Origin of the sequence: Caballeronia zhejiangensis (genome assembly GCF_022879815.1) — a bacterium.
Taxonomy (GTDB): Bacteria; Pseudomonadota; Gammaproteobacteria; order Burkholderiales; family Burkholderiaceae; genus Caballeronia; species Caballeronia zhejiangensis.
In genome coordinates this window covers 609,993-635,445 of sequence record NZ_CP084287.1, presented here as the reverse complement: position 1 = coordinate 635,445, position 25,453 = coordinate 609,993, and the positions used below count along the sequence as shown (strand labels likewise).

General features: G+C 60.2%; 27 protein-coding genes. 11 read left to right on the top strand and 16 right to left on the bottom strand.

Going from position 1 to position 25,453, the window contains the following annotated elements:
* The first annotated feature begins 1 nt into the window (after window position 1).
* From LDZ23_RS32675 to LDZ23_RS32645, 7 genes are all read left to right on the top strand, one after another.
* Complete coding sequence (locus LDZ23_RS32675) at window positions 2-682, top strand: TetR/AcrR family transcriptional regulator (protein WP_244808530.1); 681 nt, start codon at window positions 2-4, stop codon at window positions 680-682.
* Between the two features lie 189 nt (window positions 683-871).
* Window positions 872-1,642 (top strand): 3-ketoacyl-ACP reductase, encoded by a 771-nt coding sequence (locus LDZ23_RS32670; protein WP_244808529.1) that lies wholly within the window; start codon window positions 872-874, stop codon window positions 1,640-1,642.
* A gap of 16 nt (window positions 1,643-1,658) precedes the next feature.
* The gene (locus LDZ23_RS32665) at window positions 1,659-2,822 is read left to right on the top strand and encodes a dihydrodipicolinate synthase family protein (RefSeq protein WP_244808528.1); all 1,164 of its coding nucleotides are present in this window, start codon (window positions 1,659-1,661) and stop codon (window positions 2,820-2,822) included.
* 69 nt (window positions 2,823-2,891) lie between these two features.
* Window positions 2,892-3,737, top strand: coding sequence for a sugar phosphate isomerase/epimerase family protein (locus LDZ23_RS32660; protein WP_244808527.1), 846 nt, complete (start codon window positions 2,892-2,894; stop codon window positions 3,735-3,737).
* Window positions 3,738-4,567: 830 nt separating this feature from the next.
* The gene (locus LDZ23_RS32655; RefSeq protein ID WP_244808526.1) at window positions 4,568-5,407 is read left to right on the top strand and encodes an AraC family transcriptional regulator; all 840 of its coding nucleotides are present in this window, start codon (window positions 4,568-4,570) and stop codon (window positions 5,405-5,407) included.
* A gap of 75 nt (window positions 5,408-5,482) precedes the next feature.
* Window positions 5,483-6,580, top strand: coding sequence for a threonine aldolase family protein (locus LDZ23_RS32650; protein ID WP_244808525.1), 1,098 nt, complete (start codon window positions 5,483-5,485; stop codon window positions 6,578-6,580).
* Between the two features lie 48 nt (window positions 6,581-6,628).
* Entirely contained in the window at window positions 6,629-7,066 is a 438-nt protein-coding gene (locus LDZ23_RS32645) for a tautomerase family protein (protein ID WP_244808524.1), read from the top strand.
* Window positions 7,067-7,364: 298 nt separating this feature from the next.
* On the opposite strand, the gene LDZ23_RS32640 is transcribed toward LDZ23_RS32645, so the two are convergent.
* From LDZ23_RS32640 to LDZ23_RS32605, 8 genes are all read right to left on the bottom strand, one after another.
* On the bottom strand, window positions 7,365-8,360 hold the full coding sequence (locus LDZ23_RS32640; RefSeq protein ID WP_244808523.1) for a D-2-hydroxyacid dehydrogenase: 996 nt from the start codon (window positions 8,358-8,360) through the stop codon (window positions 7,365-7,367).
* 82 nt (window positions 8,361-8,442) lie between these two features.
* Entirely contained in the window at window positions 8,443-9,756 is a 1,314-nt protein-coding gene (locus tag LDZ23_RS32635; RefSeq protein WP_244808522.1) for a dicarboxylate/amino acid:cation symporter, read from the bottom strand.
* 73 nt (window positions 9,757-9,829) lie between these two features.
* Window positions 9,830-10,213: a VOC family protein gene (locus LDZ23_RS32630; RefSeq protein WP_244808521.1), complete on the bottom strand. Its 384-nt coding sequence runs from the start codon at window positions 10,211-10,213 to the stop codon at window positions 9,830-9,832.
* Between the two features lies 1 nt (window position 10,214).
* On the bottom strand, window positions 10,215-11,537 hold the full coding sequence (locus LDZ23_RS32625) for an MFS transporter (RefSeq protein ID WP_244808520.1): 1,323 nt from the start codon (window positions 11,535-11,537) through the stop codon (window positions 10,215-10,217).
* 57 nt (window positions 11,538-11,594) lie between these two features.
* Entirely contained in the window at window positions 11,595-12,605 is a 1,011-nt protein-coding gene (locus LDZ23_RS32620; protein WP_244808519.1) for an SMP-30/gluconolactonase/LRE family protein, read from the bottom strand.
* Window positions 12,606-12,617: 12 nt separating this feature from the next.
* Window positions 12,618-13,583: a hydroxymethylglutaryl-CoA lyase gene (locus LDZ23_RS32615; RefSeq protein ID WP_244808518.1), complete on the bottom strand. Its 966-nt coding sequence runs from the start codon at window positions 13,581-13,583 to the stop codon at window positions 12,618-12,620.
* Between the two features lie 12 nt (window positions 13,584-13,595).
* Window positions 13,596-14,786, bottom strand: coding sequence for a CaiB/BaiF CoA transferase family protein (locus LDZ23_RS32610; RefSeq protein ID WP_244808517.1), 1,191 nt, complete (start codon window positions 14,784-14,786; stop codon window positions 13,596-13,598).
* A 123-nt stretch (window positions 14,787-14,909) separates the two neighbouring features.
* The gene (locus LDZ23_RS32605) at window positions 14,910-15,815 is read right to left on the bottom strand and encodes a LysR family transcriptional regulator (protein ID WP_244808516.1); all 906 of its coding nucleotides are present in this window, start codon (window positions 15,813-15,815) and stop codon (window positions 14,910-14,912) included.
* 624 nt (window positions 15,816-16,439) lie between these two features.
* Between LDZ23_RS32605 and LDZ23_RS32600 the strand changes: the two genes are divergently transcribed.
* The 3 genes from LDZ23_RS32600 to LDZ23_RS32590 all read left to right on the top strand — a co-directional run bounded on the left by LDZ23_RS32600 (window position 16,440) and on the right by LDZ23_RS32590 (window position 19,211).
* The gene (locus tag LDZ23_RS32600) at window positions 16,440-16,928 is read left to right on the top strand and encodes a hypothetical protein (RefSeq protein WP_244808515.1); all 489 of its coding nucleotides are present in this window, start codon (window positions 16,440-16,442) and stop codon (window positions 16,926-16,928) included.
* Between the two features lie 346 nt (window positions 16,929-17,274).
* On the top strand, window positions 17,275-17,682 hold the full coding sequence (locus LDZ23_RS32595) for a hypothetical protein (protein WP_244808514.1): 408 nt from the start codon (window positions 17,275-17,277) through the stop codon (window positions 17,680-17,682).
* 293 nt (window positions 17,683-17,975) lie between these two features.
* Window positions 17,976-19,211 (top strand): hypothetical protein, encoded by a 1,236-nt coding sequence (locus LDZ23_RS32590; RefSeq protein ID WP_342346286.1) that lies wholly within the window; start codon window positions 17,976-17,978, stop codon window positions 19,209-19,211.
* A gap of 144 nt (window positions 19,212-19,355) precedes the next feature.
* Here the strand turns inward: LDZ23_RS32590 and LDZ23_RS32585 are convergent, their stop codons facing one another.
* The 3 genes from LDZ23_RS32585 to LDZ23_RS32575 form a co-directional block, all read right to left on the bottom strand.
* On the bottom strand, window positions 19,356-19,664 hold the full coding sequence (locus tag LDZ23_RS32585; RefSeq protein ID WP_244808512.1) for a hypothetical protein: 309 nt from the start codon (window positions 19,662-19,664) through the stop codon (window positions 19,356-19,358).
* Window positions 19,665-19,837: 173 nt separating this feature from the next.
* Complete coding sequence (locus LDZ23_RS32580; RefSeq protein ID WP_244808876.1) at window positions 19,838-21,064, bottom strand: hypothetical protein; 1,227 nt, start codon at window positions 21,062-21,064, stop codon at window positions 19,838-19,840.
* Between the two features lie 90 nt (window positions 21,065-21,154).
* Window positions 21,155-21,595 carry an SET domain-containing protein gene (locus tag LDZ23_RS32575; RefSeq protein WP_244808511.1) on the bottom strand — a complete coding sequence of 147 codons (441 nt, stop codon included), beginning with the start codon at window positions 21,593-21,595 and terminating at the stop codon, window positions 21,155-21,157.
* A gap of 101 nt (window positions 21,596-21,696) precedes the next feature.
* On the opposite strand from LDZ23_RS32575, the gene LDZ23_RS32570 reads away from it, so the two are divergent.
* Window positions 21,697-21,900, top strand: a complete 204-nt coding sequence (locus LDZ23_RS32570) for a hypothetical protein (protein WP_244808510.1) — start codon at window positions 21,697-21,699, stop codon at window positions 21,898-21,900.
* 189 nt (window positions 21,901-22,089) lie between these two features.
* Here the strand turns inward: LDZ23_RS32570 and LDZ23_RS32565 are convergent, their stop codons facing one another.
* From LDZ23_RS32565 to LDZ23_RS32545, 5 genes are all read right to left on the bottom strand, one after another.
* Complete coding sequence (locus LDZ23_RS32565) at window positions 22,090-22,359, bottom strand: GNAT family N-acetyltransferase (RefSeq protein ID WP_244808509.1); 270 nt, start codon at window positions 22,357-22,359, stop codon at window positions 22,090-22,092.
* A 229-nt stretch (window positions 22,360-22,588) separates the two neighbouring features.
* Window positions 22,589-23,470: a bestrophin family protein gene (locus tag LDZ23_RS32560; RefSeq protein ID WP_244808508.1), complete on the bottom strand. Its 882-nt coding sequence runs from the start codon at window positions 23,468-23,470 to the stop codon at window positions 22,589-22,591.
* A 1-nt stretch (window position 23,471) separates the two neighbouring features.
* A complete protein-coding gene (locus LDZ23_RS32555) occupies window positions 23,472-24,155 on the bottom strand; it encodes a carbonic anhydrase (protein ID WP_244808507.1) in 684 nt (227 codons plus the stop codon).
* 690 nt (window positions 24,156-24,845) lie between these two features.
* Window positions 24,846-25,064 (bottom strand): hypothetical protein, encoded by a 219-nt coding sequence (locus tag LDZ23_RS32550; protein ID WP_244808506.1) that lies wholly within the window; start codon window positions 25,062-25,064, stop codon window positions 24,846-24,848.
* A gap of 89 nt (window positions 25,065-25,153) precedes the next feature.
* A complete protein-coding gene (locus LDZ23_RS32545; RefSeq protein WP_061121040.1) occupies window positions 25,154-25,450 on the bottom strand; it encodes an ArsR/SmtB family transcription factor in 297 nt (98 codons plus the stop codon).
* Window positions 25,451-25,453: the final 3 nt, after the last annotated feature.

Genomic DNA, 25,453 nt, shown 5'->3' with positions numbered 1-25,453 from the left:
TATGCAGACCACAGTCGAACCGAGCGAAGAGGCACGCGTTGCTGAAAAGCCCGCGCGTGCGAAGCGGCTGCGTGATCCGATCCAGACGCAGGCCAAGATTCTCGCAGCAGCCAAGGCGGAGTTCGCTAAGGTAGGCTTGGGCGGCGCCCGCATCGAGACGATCGCCGAAAAAGCCGGCGTCAATAAGCGGATGATCTACGAATACTTCAAGGGGAAGGAGGAACTCTTCCAGACGGTCCTTGAAGAGATGTGGACGGATATTCGGACCGAGGAACGAGCGCTTGGCCTGGACCATCTCGCGCCCGTCGAGGCCATCCGCGCGTACGTTACCTTTACGTGGAACTATTACCTGAAGAACCCGGAGTTCATGTCCCTGGTGAACAGCGAAAATCTGCACCGGGCTCGACACATCAAGAAATCCAGACGATTCGGCGAATTGCATCGTGGCTTCGTCAACATGCTGCAGCAAATCCTTGATCGCGGCGTGGCGTCCGGCGACTTCAAAGCCGGCATCGATGCAAGCCAGTTGCACCTGACTATCGCCGCGCTGGGTTATTACTACCTGACCAATCGCTTCACCGGAGAGGTCATCTTCGGCTTCGATTTCGTTTCGAAAGACGCCCTCCAGAAACGCCTCGACTTCAATCTCGAAACGATTTTTAGCCTGTTACGCCCGCGTTAATTACGCGACCGCGCCTCCTCACTTCCTTTTTTGTTCCAGCACGCACAGGGTTTTCCTGATTGTTAGGGAAAACCCTTTTTTGACAGCGCCGTCCTACCAGTATTAAATAACGAACTGGATCGTTACTTACGGTTTCAATCGCTATTCGTAAGACGACATGTCAGAAAAAGCCATGCAGGAGATAACACCATGGAGCAACGCCAAGTCGCACTGGTTTCGGGCGCTCGTCGCGGCATTGGTCGAGCCATCGCGCTCGAGCTTGCCCACGCCGGATTCGACGTCGCCATCACCGACGTCGAGACATCAGAGGAACTGGTCGCCACGCGCGCCGATATCGAACGCATCGGTATGAAGTGCGTGGCGCTGACATCGAATCTTGCCGACATTGCGCACCACGACGCGCTCTTTCAGGCGGTCGAAGAGGCGCTCGGTCCTGTCACCTGCCTGGTCAATAACGCTGGAGTGTCTGTCATGTCCCGAGGTGATCTTTTGGAAGTCACACCCGAAAGCTATGACCGGTGCCTGAACGTCAACACGCGAGGCACGTTCTTCCTGATGCAGGCGTTTGGTCGGCGTGTCGCTCAAGCACCGCAGTCGGACGTCAATCGCTCGATCGTCACGATTTCCTCATCCAACGCCGTCGCGGCGTCGCCTCAGCGCAGCGAGTACTGCGTCTCGAAGGCGGGTCTGTCGATGGCCACGACCCTGTTCAGTTTGCGGCTTGCTGAATTGGGGGTCAGTGTTTTCGAAGTGCAGCCGGGCCTGATCGAAACGGAAATGACTGCGCCATCGAAGGCGCGCTATGACGCGCTCATGGAAAACGGGTTGACCGCCATCAAACGATGGGGAACGCCCAATGAAGTCGCACTTACCGTGCGCACGCTAGCAACGGGTGGCCTACCGTTCAGCGTTGGCCAAGCGATCCGCGTCGATGGCGGTCTTCTTGTTTCTAAATACTGATTTCGAGATTCAAGCCATGCAAATCAAGCTCCCCACCCTAGACGGCGCACTCGTTGACTACCGTCTGACCGGCACCCCGCTGCAAGTCGTCAAGCCTGCAGCACCGTTTAACCGCATCGCCTATTCGGCGGCGCACGTGGTGGCCGATCCGCTGCGTAGCGGTGAGCTCGGCCAGCCGTGCGCGATCGACTGGGACCGGACCATCGAATATCGCCGAGGTCTCCTTGAGCAAGGGCTGGGGATCGCGGAGGCAATGGATACGGCGCAACGCGGCATGGGTCTGTCATGGGACTCGGCGAAAGAGCTGATTGTCCGCACGTTGAATGAAACGCGCGACATTCCCGGCGCATTAATCGCTTCGGGTTGCGGCACGGATCATTTGCCGGTCAACGACACGCGCTCGTGCGACGATGTGATCAAGGCCTACTTGACGCAAATCGAGAGCGTCCAGCGCGCGGGCGGTCAGATTATTCTGATGGCGAGCCGCGCCCTCGCGCGCGTGGCCAAGGACGCGAATGACTACATTCGTGTCTATCGGGAAGTCCTGTCGGCGTGCGACAAGCCGGTCATTCTCCACTGGCTCGGCGATGCGTTCGATCCCGAGCTGGCCGGGTACTGGGGCCACGCCGACTTCGAAAACGCGGCGAAGGTCTGCCTCGAAGTCATCGCCGCGAACGAAGCTAAAGTCGATGGCATTAAGATTTCCTTGCTGGATGACGCGAAGGAAATTGCCTTCCGCCGTCGCATTCCTCAGTCCGTGAAGATGTACACGGGCGACGACTTTAACTATCCGGTTCTCATTGCGGGCGACGAGTTCGGCTACTCCCACGCGCTGCTGGGTATTTTCGACGCGATCGCGCCTGCAGCGTCGCAGGCGCTGGCCGCGCTCGCCGCAAACGATCTTGCTCGCTACGACGAACTGCTCGCGCCAACGGTGCCGTTGTCGCGTCACATCTTTCGCGCCCCGACGCAGTACTACAAAACCGGGGTTGTGTTCCTCGCCTACCTGAATGGGTTCCAGCCGCACTTCTTCATGTTGGGCGGACATCACGGCATGCGGCCGCCTGCCTATTTGGCCGAGGTCTTCCGACTCGCCGATCAGGCAAACCTGCTCAGAGATCCTGAGGTGGCCGTCAACCGTATGCGGGCGGTCTTGACCACGCTCGGATGCGCGGAATAAACGCAGAAGCCGCGTTTTCGGCGGCTTTCTCTTAGATCAGCGACCCTCAACGAAGGCTGGATTGGCGACATGGAATCTCTGCACCTTACTCGTTGCTCCATCAACACCGCCACACTGGGACATCGCGAACCGATCGACGTGACGATTGATCGAATCGCCAAGGCAGGGTTTGGTGGATTGGCCCCTTGGCGTCATGAAGTCGAAGCCGCCGACGTCAGCAACATCGCCAAGCAGATCCGTGCACTCGACCTCAAGGTCACCGGGTACTGTCGGTCAACCTACTTTCCTGCTTCGACGCAAGAGCAGCGTCAGGCCAATATCCAGTCGAACGTTCGGGCGCTCAACGACGCGGCGGAACTGGGTGCTCAATGTTTCGTGATGGTCGTGGGAGGTCTGCCCGAAGGTAGCCGCGACCTATCCGCTACGCGCATGCAGGTCCAGGACGGCATCGGCGCTTTGTTGGAAGCAGCCCGCAAGCTCGCCGTCCCATTAGCCATTGAGCCACTCCATCCGATGTATGCGGGCGAAAGATCGGTGGTCAACACGATCGATCAGGCGCACGCCATCGCGCGCGAGCTCGATCCGCATAACAATGGCTTCCTCGGTGTCGCGGTCGACGTCTACCACTGCTGGTGGGACCCGCAGTTGGAAGGTGCGCTTACATCGATCGGCAATGAAAATCGCATTCTTGCCTACCACGTTTCCGACTGGCTGGTTCCGACGACAGACTTGTTGCTTGATCGCGGCATGATGGGAGACGGCGTGATCGACCTGAAGCGCTTTCGGCAGAGCGTCGAGAATGCGGGCTATGTTGGTATGGTGGAAGTGGAGATTTTTTCGCGCAACAAATGGTGGAAACTGCCGCCCGGTCAGGTTTTACGGAAATGCGCGGAGCGCTTGGAATCGGTCTGCTGAGAGTCCAGCCAGCAACGTGTCGAGTCGACACTAATGCGCACCGCACGCTCTTGAAGGGACGTCGCTGCGATCCGAAGGACGACCGGAATGGCTCTTGCCGCGATGACACCGGTCATCTGAACGTCCTCTGATATCTCTGGCGAGCGTCGCCTAGTGGCCGAGAGCGCCATCTCGATGAACGGTCTCCGAAGCGGATGTTCAAGTCCTCCACGTGGGCCTGTGGGCAATGCGTCCAAATGCGAACAAACGGCCACTTCCTGCCGCTCACCGCGGACGTGTACTTTTCACCTGAACGACTGCTCCACATCCAACACCGGGCTACGGGGCGATACGCTTGTCGGCCACCACAAACATCGCTGACGATGTCGGAACGACAACGATCGGTTCAGACTCGTTCGCCGCTTCCGGCATCCGAAGGATGACCAACCCGTCTTGTGAATGACAGCGAGGCAGGAACGCAGGCGCACCACCGATGCACGGCGAGCGTCGGCTGTGGCTACGGCACAAGCATTTGTCGTCAGACGATGCTCGGCCGATACCGCCGCTTCCTAGTCGCCGGAACCGGTCACTTGAATGCCCGGAAGCGGTTGCTGCTCGGACGTGTATGCCGGTACAGCGCTGTTTGCGACTTTCAGGGACTATTGCGGTCGTCGTCCGTCTGTGGTTTCGCGTCAGAAAGCCCGTGCAAGTGGGAACGTTTTCAGGCTGATTAGGGCGCCCAACACGTAGCCGGTTTCGTATTTGAGAACATGCGATCATTGGCGCAACTGGGGCAAGCAGGTTCCGGCCGCGTGTGCGGGTCGGACCTCCCTAACTTTCAGGTCAGTCAAATGGATCGAGTACCGCCGCACATTCCTAATCGGGCGAAGTTTTGGCGCGAGCCTGCTTTCGCAGGTATCGAGATGCTCCAGGCGACCTACCGTACTCATCGGTTTCCGCCGCACGCGCACGACGAATTCGCCTTCGGCGTCATTGAGCGAGGTGCCCAAGCATACCTCGACGCACGTGGACACCGTCTCGTGATGCCCGAACGTACGATCTGCGTCATCAACCCCGGCAGCGTGCACGAAGGGCGACCCGCGCTCGAGGGTGGCTGGGACTATCGGATGATGTATGTGCCGACCGCCGACCTGACGAACATGCTGAACCTTGAGCGCCGGCCATTGAGAGGAACGCTTCATTTCTCCGAAACCGTCATCGACGACCCGCAGACGATGCGGTTGCTGTACGAAGCCCATTGTTATTCGGAATCGACCGACATTCATCCTTTGGAAAAGACCTCGCGCCTCACTGTAGCGTTGTTTCAACTGGTCCAGCGGCACGCACAAACAGTTTCGAGCTTCGACGCTTTAACATTGCTGCCGGGGGCAGTCAAACGGGCACGCGAATTCCTGGATGCGCACTTCATGGAAAACCCGACCCTTGACGCGATCGCAGAAGTTGCCGGAATGAGCACCTATCAGCTTATTCGCGTGTTCAAGCATTCCGTAGGTCTGGCGCCGCACGCGTATCTAGTCCAGCGCCGCGTCGCATTGGCAAAGCAGCTCTTGCTCAAAGGGCAGCCACTAAGGCAGGTCGCAATCGAAGTCGGATACTGCGATCAGGGGCATCTAACCCGCGAATTTCGACGCTTTTTTGGCGTACCGCCAAGTCGCTCACGCCGGCAATAAGCGCAACTTTATCCAAAAGTACGCGCACGCAGGAATACACAATCTGGGCACGACAATCATCCCAGAGAGCACGAAATGATCGACCTGCGTAGCGATACTTGCAGCCAGCCCACAGCGGCCATGCGAGCAGCCATGGCGTCCGCACCGGTGGGCGACGACGTCTATGGCGACGACCCGACCGTAAAGGAGCTCGAGCGCGAAGTAGCGGAATTGCTGGGCAAGGAGGACGCCGTTTATATGGTGACCGGCACCATGACTAACCAGGTCGCCATCCGGGCCCACACTGAACCGGGCGACGCGGTGCTGTTCGATCAGAACGCACACGTCTATATTCTTGAGGGTGGCGCGCCAGCTGCTTTCTCAGGTGTGCTCCCGCGGCTTTTGCCTGGCGTACGCGGCGTGTTTTCCTCGAGGGACGTGGCGGACGCACTAGGTGTGCCGCATCGATTCTTTCCGGCTACGATCCCCGCCCCGGTCAAGCTGCTATGTCTGGAGAACACTCACAACATCGGCGGGGGGAAAGTCTGGCCGATTGAGCAGCTCGTCGGTGTTTGCGATGCAGCCCGATCGAAAGGCCTGGCGCTGCATCTCGATGGGGCGCGGTTGTGGCATGCAACGGCGGCTACAGGTATTCCCGAGCGCGACTACGCGAAACACTTCGACACTGTCAGCGTGTGTTTTTCAAAGGCCCTTGGCGCACCTGTCGGCTCTGCGCTGGCCGGCCCGCGCGACTTCATCGCTCGGGCGCGTCGTTTCAAGCAACAAATCGGGGGTGGCTTCCGTCAGGCGGGCATCATCGCGGCGGGGGCGCTCTATGCGCTGCGTAACCATCGTACCCGTCTGGTGGAAGATCATGAGCACGCGCAAATGCTTGCCCGTGGAATTGCATCTTTGCCCGGGATCGCACTGGACGTGGCGTCGGTGGAAACCAATATCGTACGTTTCGGCGTGACATCGCTGCCCGCTGGAGAATTCGTCGAGAAGCTCCATGCAAAAGGACTCTACGTTCTTCCCTCCGGCGCTGATGCGGTTCGCTCAATCCCGTATCTGAACATCTCCCGTCAGCAAATCCAGCAAGCTATTGGAGTTATCGCTTCCGTCCTCGAGCCTCACTCGGCTGCTGCGGGGACGCTTGGCTCGCAAGCGGGCCGCGGGGCAGCCGCCGGATATTGAACCTCCTCCATCCTTTGCGCTGGAACAGCGATTTAAAGGAGACTGTCAATGCCAACCTACATTGTCGCGGCTGCGGAAGGCCGCCTGGACGCTCAACTGAAGCATGCAATCGCTTCGGGCATCACACAGGCGCACAGTGAAGCGACGGGCGCGCAGACGTTCTTTGCCCAGGTGATCTTCCAGGATATCGCCGCCGGGAATCATTTTCTGGCGGGTCAGCCTTTAGCGTCGGACCACATTTTTGTACACGCGGAGATTCGAGCGGGCCGAACGTCCGAGCAAAAACAACGATTGCTCGAACGTATCGTGACTATCGTGGTTGACGAGACTCGCACGCCGAGCCGCCACGTTTGGGTCTACCTGTCGGAGTTGTCTCCGTCGCAGATGGTCGAATTCGGTAGAGTCCTTCCTGACCTCGGCCGCGAAGCGCAGTGGCTCGAGTCGATGTCCGCTGAAGATCTAAGATTTCTAGACGCGCTCGGCTGACTGCGCTCTATGGGTCCGAGCGACGTTGAGGCAACACGGTTCGTAGGCTCGCGTGACGGGACGGCTCCGACACCGGTCGTTCGACTGCGATTGCCCGAGTGTCAGCGCCGTACGCGCATCATCTCAGGCGCCGACCGGCCACTTGCCATCATTGAGCGTGATCGGACATTGCCGTTCCGATTGGCCGCTCGAATTGCGAATAAGGCCGCTGACTGAATTCTTGCTCGGGAGGACGTACACGGCAGAGATCGACGCAGAGCGCAAGTACTGATCCTTTAGAAATTGTTCCGGGACCCGGTTACCAGCCAGTGGTGCGCGGTGCGTTAAGGACGTTTCGCGGTTGTCCCGCGACATACGCACCAATGTTCTCCATCAGTTGATCGGCGAGCGCCTGAATGGCTTCTTCGCTGGCCCATGCGACGTGAGGCGTCAGAATGAATGCGGGATGATCTAGGATTTCATTCAACGGATTGGCTTCCGGCAGCGGCTCCTCAGTGGCGACATCAAAACCCGCGCCGGATATCGAGCCGTCTTTCAGCGCACGAATCAGTGCGGCTTCATTCACCAGTCCACCGCGCGCCGTGTTGATAAGAATAGGGCGTCGCTTCATTCTTGCGAATTCAGCATCGCCGATAAGGTCGCGGGTCTGATCGTTTAGCGGGCAATGCAGCGTGATGATGTCGGATTCTTCGAGTACGCGGTCGAACGGCGTGTAGAGCATGCCCATGTCGTTGCGCCCCTTGAACGACGAGAAAAGCACCTTCAGCCCTAATGCTCCTCCAATTTCGGCGGTCGCCTTTCCCAACGCGCCATCACCGACGATGCCGAGCGTCGAGCCCGTCAGATCCTTGATGGGATAGTCGAAGAAGCAGAACTGTCCGGACGCCTTCCAGCGGCCCGCCTGCACTGCCGAACGATAAGCCGTCAGGCTGCGCCTAAGCGCGAAGATCAGCGCGAAGGTGTGCTCAGGGACAGTGTGCACCGCGTAGTTGCGAACGTTGCAAACCGATATGCCCATTGCATCGCAGGCGTTCATGTCGACGTTATCAGCGCCGGTTGCCGCGATCGCGATAAGTTTCAAGCGTTTCGCCTGAGCGATAACGTCGGCGGAGAGCTTCACTTTGTTGGTGATGACGATATCGGCATCGCGGACTCGTTCGCGCACCTCTTCAGGCTTGGTGGATTCGAACACCTTAAATTCGTTACTGAAGGGCAAACTCTTCAGGCGCGTATTGGGCGGAATGGTCGATCGGTCGAGGAAGACGACACGGAGCGGTGACGATGATAAAGTCATGTTCTGTCGGTTGCTTAGGCTGCGGTGGTGATGAGGCGCTTCGAGGAGCGATGCGTCGGTTCGAACGGAAAGATGCGCGTGCTCACTCGTCACCCGGTCCCGATGCGAGCTGGCGTTTGAACGTGTCGCGGTCGAGCGCCTTTTCCCATTCGGCGACGACGATCGTCGCGATGCCGTTGCCGATGACGTTAATCAGCGCACCGCCTTCCGAGATGAATCGATAAATGCCGAGCACAAGGACGAGGCCTGCGACGGGAATGCCGGGCACCGAGCTGAGTGTTGCGGCCAGTACGATGAATGCGCCGCCGCTGACGCTCGCCGCGCCCTTGGACGTGAGCAGCAGGACAAGCAGAAGCGTGAGCTGGTGACCGATGCTGAGTGTGCTGTCCGTCGCCTGTGCGATGAAGATCGCGAGCACGGTCATGTTGATGCAACTGCCATCGAGATTGAAAGAGTATCCAGCGGGAACGACGAGACCGACGACGGATTTTTCGCAGCCGAGTTTTTCGAGTTTCGCCATGAGCCGAGGCAGCGCCGACTCTGAAGAGGACGTGCCGAGCACGAGCAGCAGCTCCTCGCGGATGTAGCGCAGAAAGGCGATCAGACTGAATCCTGCGAGTCTGCAGACCGTGCCGAGAACGACGAACACGAACACGAGCCCGGTCAGATAGTAAGTCAGCAGAAGTTGTCCGTACGAGCTGAGCGAAACGACGCCGTACTTGCCGATGGTGAACGCGATCGCACCGAACGCGCCGATCGGTGACGCGTACATCACGATGCGCACCATGTTGAAAAAGGTGTTCGCGCCTGCATCAATCACGAAGAGCAGAGGCTTGCCGCGTTCGCCGAGCATCTGAAGCGCGAAGGCGAAGATGATCGAAATGAACAGTACTTGCAGAATGTCGCCCTCGGCCAACGCGCCAAACACCGTCGCTGGAATGATGTGCGACAGGAATCCAACGACGCTCTGGTCGTGCGCGGCCTTGGTGTACGCTGCGATGGACGAGACGTCGAGCGTACGCGGATCGATATGCATGCCGCCGCCGGGCTTCATCAGATTCACCGCAACGAGACCGATGGCGAGCGCGAGCGTGGTCATCGCTTCGAAGTAGATGAGCGACTTGATGCCGACACGTCCCACCGACTTGATGTCGTTCATGCTCGCAATGCCGTGCACCACCGTACAGAAGATCAGCGGCGCGATCATCAGCTTGATGAGCTTCAGAAAATTGTCTCCCAGCGGCTTCATCGCTTCGCCGACAGACGGATAGAAGTGCCCGAGAAGGATGCCGAGCACGACCGCCAGTAATACCTGGATATACAGGTGCTGGAACCACCGCTTGCGCGGCCGGGAAATGGGTTGCGCCTCGACGGGCGCTTCCGTTGCGATGTTCATGATGTGTCTCCTGCTATGTCGTTGAGGAGCGGGTCGGCCTATCTGCCGTTCACCGCTCGATGTTGACCGTCTGTTACACGAGTTCGGATATTTCGATGAGGTTTAAATCGGGATCCCGCACGTAGACAGAGCGAATTCTTTGAGTGGCGCCTGTGCGTTGCACCGGGCCTTCGATGATCGGCCAGTTGCATTGCTCCAGATGAGCGACGACATCGTCGAGCGGAACCGCCGCGATGAAACACAAGTCCAGCGCGCCCGCGACCGGAAGATGCGCTTTCGGCTCGAACTCGGCCCCGCGAACATGCACGTTGATCTTCTGATCGCCGAAGCGGAACGCGATGCGCCCCTCGCCGAAAGTCTCGAGCCGCATCTGCATGACTTCGGTGTAGAAGCGCTTGGTAGCGTCGATATCAACACAGGTAAGGACGAGGTGGTCGAGATGGTCGATGAGGTTCACGTTAGACTCCCTTGCCGGGTTCGAATGTCGAAACGTCGGAGCTTTCTTGTCGTCGTGTACCCCGCATCCCGCGCGTGACAAAGAGCAGAATGACGAGCGCCGCGACACCAAACGCCGAGATTAGTCGCAGGCCGCCGTCGAAACTGCCGGTGGCATCCTTGACGAGGCCGACGGCATAAGGATTGACGAAGCCAGAGAGATTGCCGAGTGAGTTGATGAGCGCGATGCCGGCCGCAGCGGCAGCCGGTCCTAGCAATCGGGGCGCGACTACCCAGAACACCGGCAACGCCGAGAACACGCCGAAACTTGCCAGGCACAGCAGCGCGAGTTTGAGCACGGGCGCGTTGGCGATCGTCGAGCCGGCCAGTCCGATTGCAGCGAGCGCCAGCGGAACGAGTAGATGGAAACGCCGCTCATCGGTGTGATCGGAGTGACGGCCCCATAGAATCATGCCCGCCGCGCCCGCGACAAACGGCAGCGCGCTGACAAAACCCACTTGCTGGAGGGTCAAATCGAATGCGCGTACGATCTGCGGCAGAAAGAAGCTCAATCCGTAATTGAAGCCGGTGACGCCGAAGTAGGCGAGCGCGGTCAGCAGGATAACCGGACTCTTCAGCAGATTGAGCATGCCGCGCTCGACGGCCGTCGCGCGGTTTGCGCGTTCGGCGGCCAGCGTCGATTCGAGCCATGCGCGTTCGTCGTCGTCGAGCCATTCGGCGTCCTTCGGCGAATCACGCAACACGCGCAGGACGACGAACGCGAGCACGAGCGATGGCACCGCCTCGAGCAGAAACATGATCTGCCAGCCAGCAAGGCCGAGCCATCCGTGCAGGCTCATCAGATAGCCGGAGAGCGGCGAGCCTATCACGCTCGCGAGCGGCATCGCGGCCATGAAGCCGCCTATCACGCGCGCGCGGTGCGTCGCCGGAACCCACAGTGTCAGGAAGAACACGACGCCGGGAAAGAAGCCGGCTTCGGCCGCCCCGAGCAGTACACGCACTGCGTAGAACGACGACTCGCCTTGAACGAATGCGGTCGCCGCTGAGCAGAGGCCCCAGGTTAGCATGATGCGGGCGATCCAGCGCCGCGCGCCGACACGTTCCAGCAGGATGTTCGACGGAACTTCGAAGATGAAGTAGCTGACGAAGAAGAGTCCCGCGGCGAGCCCGAAAGCCGATGCGGAAAGACCGAGGTCGCGGTTCATCGTGAGCGCGGCGAAGCCGACGTTCACGCGATCCAGAAAAGCGACCACGAAGCAGATGGTCAGAAGCGGCGCGAAGCGGCGCAGTATTTTGCGCATCGTTCGCGATTCGATGTCGTTCATGCTCGTCTCCTGCATAGGTCGATGATGGGATCGGTGTGGCTCTGCGGCCTCATCCGATCAGCTGATACGGCGGCTTCGATGCGGCAACGCCAACCCAGCGATCGGGCTTTGGAACGAACGGATGCAGTCGTCGAGCAGACAGCCGAGGTACGCCGTGCGCATGTCGCGCTCGCCGAACGCAATGCTCGACACATTGCCGAGCCGCGAGCGTCCCGGCGTCTGCATGTCGGCGTGTTGCAGCGTGCCCATGCGTATGCCGCGTGCGATGCGGTCGGCGTGGTCGGCGTCGGTATCGGCGAGGATCACCTGCACCTCGCCGTCGGGGCGCACGAGCAGCACGCGATTGCTCGCAATGCAGGTCAGCCACAGCCCGCCGTGCGCGTCGAAGGCAAGGCCGTCGGGGAGATCGGCGCCATCGAACTGCGCGACGGTTTCGCGCGGACCGAGCACGGGCGCTTCCTGCTTGCCGAGCAGCGGGAAGCGGCTCACGCGCTGCGCGTAGGTTTCGTTCACATACAGCCAGTGGCGGTCGGGCGAGATCGCGACCTCGTTGGTGTAGCCGAGCCCGTCGGCGAGAATGCGCGCGCCGTTCTGATCGACAACACCGATGAAACCGTCCGTCACCGAGTGGTTCCACGCCTCGCTGCGCGGAATCTTGCGCGTGCTGACGGTGAACCACAGCACGCCGTGCTCATCGACGAAGAGGAAGTTGCTGGGAGGAAGCGCGATGCCGTCTACGGCATCGAGCACGGTTTCGAGCTTGCCCTGCCTGTCGATGGAAAAGAGGCCGCCGTACGCGTGGCCGAGATCCGCGAAGAGCACGCGGCCATTCGGCGCGAGCGCGATGCCGTTCGGCACATAAGCGCGCTTCGAATCGCGCGGCTCGATCAGCCGGTGCGTGAGCGCGCCATCGGACGCGATGACCGAATAGCCGCCTTCGCCGTGCGCGGCGATCACCGTGCCGTCGTCGAGCGCAAGCACGCATTCGGGTCGTACTAGGCCGCGCGCGACGAGCTTCAGATCGCTGAACGACACGTGGAAATCGCGCGAAAGAGGATAGCTTTGCATGCCGTCGCTCCCTCAGTCCGCTTGCGCGAAGGCGCGTTGGGCCGGCCGACCGTCACGGGCGGCGCACGGCATCGCGTGCAGATCGAGACGACGCCCAGCCTTGAGCAATTGACTCGGCACGTCGTGCCCGATCAAACCCGGCAGCAGTGCCGACGCGGACAGCAGCGCGGACAGATCGACGCCCGTGTCGTAGCCGTCGAGTTCGAGCATGTGAACGAGTTCTTCGGTGCAGACGTTTCCGGTCGCGCCCGGCGCATACGGACAGCCGCCCAGCCCGCCGAGCGATGCATCGAAACGGTCGATGCCCGCATCGAGCGCGGCGAGCGTGTTCGCCAGGGCCATGCCGCGCGTGTTGTGGAAATGCAGGGTCAGTGCAAGCGCGGGAAAGCGCTCGCATGCGGCCGCGCACAACGCGCCGACCTGCGACGGAAACGCCATGCCGGTCGTGTCGCATAGCGTGACGCCATGCACGCCGAGATCGGCGAATCGCTGCATCCACCCGAGTACATCCTCCTGGGCGATGTCGCCTTCCATCGGGCAGCCCATCGCGGTCGAGAGCGACACGTTGATCGCCACGTTCGTCTGCTTCACGACGCCGATCACATCGCGCAATTGCGCGAACGACTGCTCGCGGCTCATGCGCAGATTCGTGCGATTGTGGCTTTCGCTTACCGACATCACCAGATTCACTTCATCGACGCCGCACGACAGCGCGCGTTCTGCGCCACGAATATTCGGCACGAGGACGGTGTAGACGATGCCTTCGCGCCGCGCGATGCCGTGCATCACCGCCTCGGCATCGCGCAGCGCGGGAATCGCTTTCGGCGAGGTGAACGAGGTGACTTCGATCTTCGCGTAGCCGCACGCGCTCAAGTCGTCGATGAGAGCGATTTTCGCGTCGGTATCGACGAATTGCGCTTCGTTTTGGAAGCCGTCGCGGGTCGCGACTTCCTGGATATGCACACGCTGGCCAGTCATGGAGCGCTCCCCTCAGATGATGCCGCGCGCACGCCATGCGTCGCGGGTCGTTTGGTCGATGCCGATGCGTTCGAGCACCGCGTCCGTGTGCTGGCCGAGCGTCGGCGCCTGGCTGTTGACCGTGCCGGGCGTCGCGCTCAGCTTCGGAACGATGCCCGGCACTTGCACCGGCGTGCCGTCGTGCAGATGTGCATCGAGGATCATGTTGCGCGCGCGATAGTGCGGGTCGCTCGCGATATCGGCGACGTCATAGATCCTGCCCGCCGGAATGCGCGCTTCGTTGAGCGCGGCGAGCACGTCGTCGAGCGGCTGGCGATTCGCCCATTCGGCGATGGCGGAGTCGATACGCTCGACCTGCTTCACGCGGCCGTCGTTCTGTGCGAGGGCGGGATCATCGGCGAGATCGCGGCGGCCGATCAGATCCATGAGGCGGCGGAAGATGCTGTCGCCATTGCCCGCGATCAGCGCGTATTTGCCGTCAGAGCAGCGATACGCGTTCGACGGCGCGATGCCCGGCAGGCTGCTGCCCGCCGGCTGACGCACCGTGCCGAACACGGAGAACTCGGGCAACAGGCTTTCCATCATGTTGAAGACCGATTCGTACAGCGCGACATCGATCATCTGTCCTTCACCGCCGTTCTGATCGCGATGACGTAGCGCGAGCAGAATGCCGATCACGCCATGCAGCGCGGAAAGCGAATCGCCGATGGACACGCCCACGCGCACCGGCGTGCGGCCGGGCTCGCCGCTTAAATGCCGCAAGCCGCCCATTGCTTCGGCGACGACACCGAAGCCGGGCCGGTCGCGATACGGCCCAGTCTGGCCGTAGCCCGAGACGCGCAACATAACGAGACCGGGATTGAGCGTGTGCAGTTCGTCCCAGCCGAGGCCCCACGCTTCGAGCGTGCCGGGGCGGAAGTTTTCGATCAGCACATCGCTCTGTGCGATGAGCTTTTGCGCGACGTCTTGTCCTTCGGGCGAGCGAAGATCGAGCGTCAGCGATTCCTTGTTGCGGGACTGCGCCGCCCACCAGACCGACGTGCCTTCATGAAGCAGGCGCCATTTGCGCAGTGGGTCGCCCGTGCCGGGCGGTTCAATCTTGATGACCTGCGCGCCGAATTCGGCGAGCATCTTTCCAGCGAAGGGACCGGCGATGAGCTGTCCCATTTCGAGCACGCGTATGCCTGCGAGCGGCTTCGTCACAGCTGTCTCCTATGAAGCGTCGTCATTTGATTGCGATGCTTCACTGTGAAACAAACCGGCCGCGTTGAAAATCAATGAATCTTCAACAACCCTTTCCATTTTGGAAAGGCACTCGGAGCATTGTCACGCGTGCGTCTGCGCGGACATGAAGTCGAACAGACGGGCGGCTTCGGGCGAAAGCGCATCGCGCGAGCGGGTGCCGATCCAGAGCGTGCGGTCCGCCCAGTCGTCGAGGAGACGAACGGGGCGAAGGCCGGCCGCGAGAATCTCGGTGCGCACCGCCGCTTCCGGCAACACGCCGATGCCGAGTCCTTGCTCGATCATTCGGCAGATGCCATCGAAACTGCTGACCTGAATTCGAACCTTGAGCGTGCGTTCGGCGCTGAACGCGGCATCCAGCAGCCGCGCGAGGAGCGAGCTGCCTTCGTTGAGACCGACGTACTCGTAATCGAGCGTGTCGACGAATGCAACGTGTTCGCGCGATCCGAGCGGATGTTCGTTCGGCACCAGCAGCACGAGCCGGTCTTGCCGATAGACGGCCTTGGCGATGTTCGGCGCGGGCACGTTGTCCGCGAAGATGCCGATGTCCGCATCGCCGGTCGTGACGGCTGCAACGATATCACCGCTCAGACGCTCTTCCAGCGATATCTTGACGCTCGGGTTATCGGCGAGAAAGATGCGCACATCACGCGGAAGGAACTGCACGATCGCCGATGTGTTCGCCCACATGCGCACATGACCGCGCACGCCGACGGCGTAGTCGCTCATCTCATTGGCCATGCGGTTCACGCGTTCGACCACCTGACGCGCATGCGCCAGAAGACCCTTGCCGGCCGCGGTCATTTCGACGCCGCGCGGCTGGCGCAGCAGCAACGTGCAGCCGGTGCTGCGCTCCAGATCGGCGATGCGCTTGCTCACCGCCGACAGCGTCATGCTGGTGCGGTCGGCGGCGCGCGTCAGACTGCCCGTTTCCGCGACGACGATGAAAAGGCGCAGCGAATGCAGATCGTAATGAAAGTAGCTGGTCATGTGTGGCTTCACGTGAATCGTGCCGTGTCGCCACTGTAACGGAAACGCCTTTAGCTATGGCGCGGTGCTGCTGAGCGCCGGCTCGACACGAGGAGCAGCTGACTTCCGACGATCGCGCACAGCGCGCTCTCAGGACGTCCTCAGCTACGTGCCATTAGACCGAACAGTAGCGGTGCAATCGCAGTGGCCGTTCTCGTTCGTATATCTGCCGTTGATCACTTGATGAGTTGAGAGTCTGCTCCGGGTCGCGAGTTCGCATTGGCGGACGGCGTGGCAGGTCATTCGCGACAGGCTAACGTGCGAACGGCCGGAAAGCGGCGTTCAGCCGCCTGCCAAATTTTGATGCTCGAATGACCGCAAAGGCCGAAAAGGGAGCAGTGCCGCGATCTACGATGGCATCCGTCGGTGCAAACGTCTTGATGCCCAATTGCATGATGCGAAAGTACCGCATTCATAGCGATTGCAGCGATGCGATGGGGCAACGCAGCTTCGCACGAGCGGCCGTATGCGCATGCGACGCTTGTAAGCGTCGCACGAGTTGCGAGACACTGGGGAACTTTCTGCCGCATCCCGTCAATCGCGTCCCTGAACTGGTACCGCTTGCCCGCTAAATAAAATTGACATATGGACATCCTGGACTCCCTTCGGCAAGCGCCCAGCGCCGAGTTGTATCGCCTCTATCTGACCATCGGAAAGATGCTCGATGACCCCCGACGGATCCTAGAAGTCCGACAACGACTGCACATTGGCATGACCGTCAAATACATCGGTGACAATCCGTTGGGCCCGCCTTCGAATGGCACTATCACCGAGCTGCGACATACACAAGCAGTTGTACAAGACAACGTTACGCGACGCCGATGGGCAGTTTTGTATGCGGCGATTCTCCTCGATGCCACCGCAGCGCCAATTCAGCAGGAACCGCCGCAAGCGCGACCGCGCCCCGAAGAGTTCTTTATCGGCGACACCGTGGGATTCACCGACAAGCATCTGAACGAGCGTATCGGTATCGTCGTCAGACTGAACTCGAAAACGGCGTCGATCGCCGTGGCAGACATCGAAGGACACTGGCGCGTTTCGTACGGTCTTCTACGGAAAATCGTCGATATCTGATGAAGTCCTGTCATACCGGCTGCACTGACGGATACCCTATTTTACGCAGGGTCCGTTCAAAGCGGTCTTCGACCCGGCCCGCCGTGCTGCTAAGAAACTTTGCGGCGACCAGGAGACTGTCACGAGAAAGTGACGCATTGTTCAGATTCCCTCAGGTTCGCCGACGCACAGATGGTCGGGCCGTCCCGCGCGTGAACGAGGCCAGAGGCACAAAAACGCGCCCCTTAGCCTGCTATCATTTCGCGGCATCCGTTTAGCAGACACCTCCAGTTCTTTTCCGATGTCATCTCGCCGCCCTTTCTCAGAAGCAGCGCGGTCACTACGGCGCAAACCGCTCAGCAAAGAAATGCTGCTGCCCCTGCCGTCGTCAGCGTCGCAGACTGTCGCCTTGTCGAATCACTTGACGTTTGCCGCTTGTCGGGACGGCGCTGGATCGGCGTATCTTTTCAACGAGCTTATTCAACTGGTCTACGTCACGTTCTTTGTGCAAGATGCAGGCTATGGGGACACGGACGTAGTTATTTATGCACGCGCTGAAGCTGCTTTGGAACGCGCCTTGCAACGCGCCGAAGTCGAGCGCCGATGGGCGTTCGAGGCGGCGGACCTGCCGTTGTTCGAAGCGGTGTTGCAGCAGGCAGACCGACAACTAGCGAGCGCGCCAAGATATGTTCACGTTGCTGCACGGGACAGGCTGAAACGATTCGCCACTAGCGGGCACGCCTCGCCGCTCCCGTACACGGCGGCACGCCACTAATCGCAATCGGCCATAGCGCGAAAGTGCCCACTAGCACCACACTGTCGTGTGCGTGGCGATAGTCGCTCAGTTCGAATGACGGCCGATATAATGGACCGCAGAAATTTTACGCATTGCACCGGAGTTCTCCTATGAGCCAAACCCGCGGACCGAATGCGGGATATCGGGGCAAGCCAAGCAGTCGGCGTCAACCTCAACACTTGACGAATCGGAAGCGCCCGCCGCGAGTTCAGCCTCCTTCCAGAGAGACTAATGGCGGGGCGACGCCGGCGTCGATTATTAAGACGCGTTCGTTGAAATTCCTGGTCGATGCGGTCGGCGCGGAAAACATCGCGCTGGGGCTCGATTCCAGCATGACCCGGATCGCCGAACTGATGCGCGGAGAGCGATTCACGCCCGAGACCGCCTTCCATATGGAAACGACGCTTGGGCTGCCTTCCGGCTTTTTTGACCAACTCTATCCGGTCCTTTCGCCGGAGACGATTGCGCGCCTGAAGGCGCCGCTCGAGTTCGTCCATGCCGACGAGACCGTCAATGCCGACGAGACCGTCAATGAAGGTGGCATCGAGCAAGCACCCCTTCTTCCGAGTGCGCAGGAGCCATCGCTGCTTGTGAGCAGTTTGTCCAAGGATACGACCATGCCGTCTAAAAGTTCAAAAGAAGCGTCGGGTGCGACCAAGACCCGCCCCCAAAAGGCGTCTGCGCAGGCAAGTGGTCAAGCTGCAAGAGCAGCAGAATCGTCGAAACCGCACCAATCGCATCAAGCGGCCGGGCGGAAACAGGCGCGTCCGAACGGCGGTGCGACCGTAGAGCGCATCAGGCAGGCCAACCTTCACGTTCTCACCACACGCAACGGTTCGAAGGTCAAGCTCGGTGCAGTCTTGGGTCTGAGCGGATCAAATATGGCGCACCGACTCCACGGTAAAAAGCGCATGGATGATGCTGAAGCCGAGCGCTTCACCGCGGGTCTGGGTCTGCCCGCGGGGTGGCTCGACACACCCCGCGGTGAAGCCGACATTCCCGAGTCAGTTGCGCAGCTGCTCGCGCCCACATCACGCGTGCGCGCGCCTGGCCAAGCACCGGCGCCCACCGCTGTGGCGGTATCTGAAGACACAGAAGTCGCGGCGGCGCCGACCAGCGAGATAGAACGAGCGCTGCCTCGCGCTTCGAGCAACGCGCACATTGAGCCATTGCCAGCCGATGCGGCAGGCGACGGCGACCACGTTGCGAGCCCTCACCACGAGAACGTCAGCAGTGCCGTCGCAACGCGCCTCGACGGTCCCGTGCAACGCATCGAAAGCCACACGCCAGCAGCTGTTTCTGCACCTGCGCTGTCGCAGCCTGCGGTGGCAATATCACCGCCTACAGACACGGCACCCTCCTCCACTTTAGGGACCACCTTGGACGGCCTGGACGGGATTGCACCTATCGCAGAGGCGCTCCTGAAGACGCTCGCCGGCAAGGCCCGCACCGGTCGCCTGGATGAACTGAAGGCATTGGAGTTATTGCGCCAGGCCGTTTTGCTCTAGCGGCGACGTCACGGCCTGTGAGCACAGGGCTCCAGGGCGATCGAATTCGCGCTGCGCGCGGGTGCCTTCGTGCGCGAATGCCGACTTGTCTGGGACGACGCGTAAGAATCGCGCCTGTCATAGTCCGCTTGCCGCGCTGAGTGTCTACGCCACGCGGCGCTCGTCGCTCGTGCCGACGTCCACCTGTCCTTGTGCGATTTTCTCGACGTCAAGCTCAAGCGCGGACAGTCGGGCAAGTTGGACAGGAAGCAACATGTAGCCAATGCGAAGCTCATGCAGGCGCACTTTCCAATACCGAACGCTTATCGGCAACGGCACGGATGTTGCCCGTACTGCGGTCACCACTTTCTGTATATGAGCGAGTTCACTGTCCGCTTCCAGGGAGGTCCGCTTCGGCACGGCGGGTGAAGCGGCGGGGACCTGATGATTTCGGCTTGCTACGATTGACTTCATACGCTGTGCATCTCCTGATCGTTGAGACCAGCGTATCGAGGCTCACGGGAAGTCAAGGAAGCATGCGGGGGTGTATGAGACCGCGGCTCTGGAGGGTCGCTCCTTGCCGCGCTTCCGCAAAGGCGCAAGCGGCGCCGACGCGCGACTTGAGCCCAACCCTTTTTCCTTCCGGTCTAGCGCCTGTCGGCTTCCAATCGCGTGCGCAACGCACGCCCAACAAGCGAGTCCGCATTGCCAATCAGGCGTCGCACGCAATCGTCCACCGCTGCCTTCGAAATATGACTCGCAGTTGCCGCTGCGACGAGGGCATCATAGGCATCAGTGACGTCAGCCATCGACACTTCATAGCCGTAGCCGGCCTCCATCCATTGCAATGCGCACAGCGCACAGTCCATCGCGAACCGGGACTGCTTCGTCTCGAAGTCTCGCGCGGCGCGTATGAGCGTCTTGGGATCGGTAGGGCTCTGTCTGGACAGCGCGATGGCCTGATCGAACAGGCCGGCGTCTTTGGCGGCGGCAAACCATTTGCCTTCCGACCCGGGCTCGCTTCGAACCAGGTCAGACAGGATCGTTTCCGCGGTTTTCTCGGGGTATTGCTTGATGAGGGCCCGGAACGTTGCGAGGTACGTGCCTGCACGATTAGCGGCGATCGCATAGCGCTCATAGGCCTCCTCAGTCATGCCGGAGTCGAGGAGGATCGTCTCGCAGGCGCGCGCGATCGCGCCTTCGGGCGCATTCAGGCCTCGGCTCGCTTCAGCAAGGCGGAGCGCGTCGCCCGGGCGCCCAAGGCAAACCAGCGCGTCGACGGCCCAACGTCGATACCACCAGGAACTCAGCCGATCGCGGTGCACAAGCTTAACGATTTCCTCGAAGCGGCCGGCCGCGTAGAGCGCGCTCAAGCACGGCACGACGCCAACGAAGTAGTTGAATCCTTTAGCCTCCAGCACGTGTGTGACGAGCGGCAACAACCGGTCGGCCCAGTCAGATGCCAACGCGGGCGTCACGCACAAGGTTCCCCAATGTTCGCCCAGGCTCTCGATGTAGGGCATCTGATCGTCCTGCAACGCGTCGAATAGTCGTTCCAGCCAACGCTGCCGTGCTGCAGCAGTCACGTCGGCGGAGGCGATCAGTGGGACAAGCGCCTCGATTGCACGATTGACCGCGCTGCCAAGGGCGCCCGAGGAACTATCGACGTGCTCGAGTGCGGGCGACAGTTTTTCAAGAAGAAGAACAGCCCCGTCGGCCGCGAGCGGGCGATCGGTGCGCGCGACCGAACGGATCTCGGAGACCGCCTCCTTCAGGCGTTGGATCGGCAGCGACGATCGCCACCCGAATGCGTTGCGTCGAAAGCGTGAAGCAAATGTCCATTTCGGTGAGGCATGACAAGCACGTTCCGTCAGCAGAGTGCAGCGTCAAAATCGTCGCGGCCGAGCCTGTGCGGAAGTTGACGTGCGAGAGCCAGAAGCAGGTGTGTCGTTTCGTGGGCGCTTTCAGGACGCGGCCAGCATCGTTCCTCGACAGGTGTCGGCACCGCACCGGCACGCATAGAGTTTTTTGAGCGCAGCCGTTTTTCGCCCTTCCACGATTAGTCCATAGTCGATGAACAACTCTTCGCCGGGCTTGATGTCGCGCAGCGCGAGGAAGAACACCCGGCTGCCGTCTTGTTCGGCCTCACAGTTGGGCGCGCAGCTGTGATTGACCCATCGCGCCGAGTTGCCGCCCTGCGCACCATCGATCACGCGCCCGTCGTCCAGATCGAAGTAAAACGTGTGGCCGTCTTCGGCCGCCGAACGCGCATACTGGCGCTGCGCTTGTGCCCACGACACCCGCTTGCCCTTGTATTCCAGAATTTGCTCGTTGGCACGGATCTGGGTCAGCGCGAATACGCCGCGTCCGTGGACCGGTGAAGAACGTACAACGATGCGGCGCATTATTTTGCCCTTCCCTATTGCTGTGAGCCGGTGAGCGACACGATGTGCCGCCGCCGCATCTTGGCATGATACGATCGCCGCACGCGCGCGTTGATATCCTTATGCCTTCTTCCACCGGTCGCAGCCGCATCAAACGCAAACCGCCCCGCGGCACCCTCGTGCGGTACGAGGATCGCATCGTTGAGGTGCTGGGCGAGGCGCGTGGCCGATGGATCATGATCCGCTCGATTCACGCGGAAGGCACGGAACGTCGCACGGCCGTCAAGCTCAACAGCCTACGGCCGCTCGGAGCACAACTCTTCTAAGTCGGCGGCATGAAAGGCGCCGCCCTCGCTCACGCCTGGTTGACGGCGTCCTTGGACGCCTCGCCCGCGGTGACAACAGAATCGCCGGCAGGCGCTACTCGAGACACAGTAGTCCCGAGGCAAGTGCTATTTGCGGGCCTCACCCGTGCAATGTTTTCTTCAACAACGCCATAGCGCGATGACCATCTGTCACCGAAGACGGCGCTGGTGGCGGAAGCCGTTTTTCTCGCAGAAGGCGATAGTCCGACGATTCGCCCTATCTGCTTCGATGACCACGATCGCATAGCCGAGGGTAACGGCATCTGATTCCAGTCTTGACAAGAGGACGCGTCCGATGCCGCCTTCTCGAACACGGCTGTAAAGGCAACTTATCTCGACGACGCTGTGATTCCTTCGGCGTAATGCACCACAACCGAGCGCGCCATTGGCCATCCGTTGTAAAAACGGAGGGATGGTCATTCGACACTATTCCGGCGCACATGCCAGCGTCACTCTCGCTCGCGCGTCGAGACCGGCAAGGCGAACGGCGGTAATTCATCATGCTATCGCCCGGCTCCATGCAAAGCTGAACCAATCCCTCACAATTCGTGAACCGCATTTTTTGCGACCATCTCGTCGCGGAAGCGAACGACGGGCGCTTTCTTGGCTCCCTGACTGATGTCTCCGCGATTGCCTTGGTGAGCGACACCTACCACACAACGTTATTCTCGATTGGAACAGGCTTGATCGAATGTCTTTCGTCCAGTCCATCGAGTAGATCAATTTCAATCGCCCTCGCAAGCGTGGTTATAGGAACGTCATTCTCAGTGTTGGCAAAGGGCTCTTGCATGTCGCTACCTATTTTGAGAAGCGCAAGGAATAAGAAGCCAGCCGCAGTTGACCCAAATACTGTGTACCAGCCAAGAGACTCAACTAGTCCCAACGGCAGAAGAATACAAAAAACATGCGTGAAGAAGATCGGATAGGTCGAGTATTGCTTTGGAAACGGCGTGTTCTTGATCCGCTCCATTCCTCCTTGAGCATTCGATATGTCTGCCATGGTCCGCTCGATAGCGACGAGTCTCACACTATCTGCGTTGCATTGTCGAGCCACGATTTCCGCGGTCCGCCGTAATATCGCATTTGGGACATTCGCTACGCGACGCAAGTTCACAATCTCTTCTTGCGGGAGACGTAGGGACAGCTCTTCCCATGGCGACTCACGACGGAGGTGCAACCGCAGCGAATGGACGTATGCGACATGACGAAGCACGAGTTCTCGCTGCAAGGAGATCGATTCGCTAGCGGCCAGCATAACGACTTCCCGCGCGAAGGTTCGCGAGGCGTTCACTAACGATCCCCAGAGTGTTCGTGCCTCCCACCATCGCGCATATGCAGCCGTGTTCCTAAAACTCAGATATATCGCGACAACGGTCGCCATTAGTGACATCGGCAGCGCTGGGAAGTTTACCTTCGCGTGTGAACACAGGTACGCGACAGTCACCGCTATGTCCCACGCGAACAACAAGGCTAGCGGTCGCCCAACGTAAAGAAGTATTTGTCCAGCACGTACGCGCCCCGGGATTGTCATTTTAAAGCCCCTCTGCGCTACGAGCTCTGGCTAGGCAAAGCGGTTCGAACGTTCTCTGCGCCTCGTTAAGCATTGAAACAGTGCCGTGCTCAATGTCATACAACCAGCCATGAACCGTCAGTGCCCCTTGCGCAAGTCGAGCAGCAACCGACGGATGGGAACGCAAGTGCATTAACTGCAGCCTGATGTTTTCCTCAACCAGTGCCTGGACAAGGGCTTTCCCCCTCCCAAGCTCGCGTGTAAGTACGACGCTGCGCGCGGCCTCGGCATTGCGCAGCCACGCTTGCACGGTCGGCATCGACTCAGCTACCGCTTGCTCAGCGGCTAGTCCCTTCATTGCGCCACACTCGGAGTGGCCGCAGATAATGATTTGCCTGACGCGTAGTGCAACAACCGCATATTCAATCACGGCAGACACACCGCCCATCATTTCGCCAAAGCCAGGGACGATATTGCCGATATTTCGACAGACGAACAGTTCCCCGGGCTCGGTCTGTGTAATCAGCTCCGGGACAACCCTGGAATCTGCGCACGCGATGAACAACGTATGTGGGGACTGCCCCTCGGCAAGCCTTCTGTATAGTTCTAGGTTGCGCGGAAAAACGTCGTGACCAAAGGTGGCCGCACCTCGCACCAACTTTTGCAGATCGGCAGACGCCGGGACAACAGAGAGTTCGTTAAGCATTTTATGGGATCCTTAGGGTTGACGTCGATGAACGACGAATGTCGCGAGCCCGGCCACATCTTTGCGGTTCTTAGACATAAGCGCTCGTAGTCTGTTAGAGACACCACTCGAGATGCCCAACCAGATGCTGAGGTCATCTACAGAGCCCATCGTATAGCCCAACAATTAGGTTTGAGTGAGTTGCAACGGCGTGCGTCGCTTCGGTAGCCTCGTCTGATCGAACCGTGGAATGAGCTTCTGCGCTACGTCCGGATGGCCACCGCAGCGAAGATTCCGGCTTGGGGGGTTAATTGACCGGACGATGGCAGTTAGCTGATAGAAACCTTCCGTGTGCGAGGACGGCCCAGGGTCGGGTCGCCCTGGTCCCCTCTTCAAATCCTCGATCGAAAGCGGGGTGCATGGCTGACTTTGCGCATCCCTGGAACATCGCAGCGTTACAGCAAATAGCAAGCGGTATGTTGACGAAAAAGATACTCCGCCAACCTTATCGCGCCGCGCAAGAGTGTCTTTCGAATGAACGGGCGGTTTCAGACCGGGTACTCGACGTCATCACTCAGGTTGTCAACATTGCTGCCCGTGGCGTCAGGATAGCCTGCGGCAATCAAGGTTAGAGAACAGGTCCAGGAGGGCGGTATGCAGCGCGCGACCGTCACCTCCTTAGCGACCCAAAAACAGTCGCCCGCACCGTGTTCACGATGGAACGCGGCACCACCGGCATGCAAGGCTGCCTTCGCCCAGCATGGCGATGAAGACCGTAATCGCGTCCATTCGGTTCATACCGCCGAGCGCGTCGATTGATAGAGGAAACGCCCAATTTCCCGATTGAATAGCACGGATGAAAACGCCGGAAGACGCGGTGGTCGCGTTGATGTTGCCGTCCGGCGTGAAGGGGTCGCGCAGATGGCGCATGAGGCATGCGTAGAAGGCGTTCAGCCGCGCGCAACAGATTGGCGTCGCCGTCAATGCCGCGGTCCACGTCTACAAACCCTCGGTACGAGTCAAAACCCCTCAGCAATGTGCTTAATGAAGGCGTCAATCACTGCTTCGTTGCGCGAAAACAGCGCAAAGGAACCGACTCTCGTCGAGACGAGGAGACCCGCCTCGACCATTAACGCGAGATGCGCCGAGACGGTAGATTGCGACCGCCCGCTGCGCGCCTGAATAGTATTCGACGGCACGCCGTGCGGGAAGCGCGCGGCATTCGGCGCGAAGCTATGCTCCGGTGTTTTCAGCCACGCCAGAATGTCTCGCCGCAACGGGTTCGCGAGCGCCTTGTGGATCAGATCCGCGTTCATGAT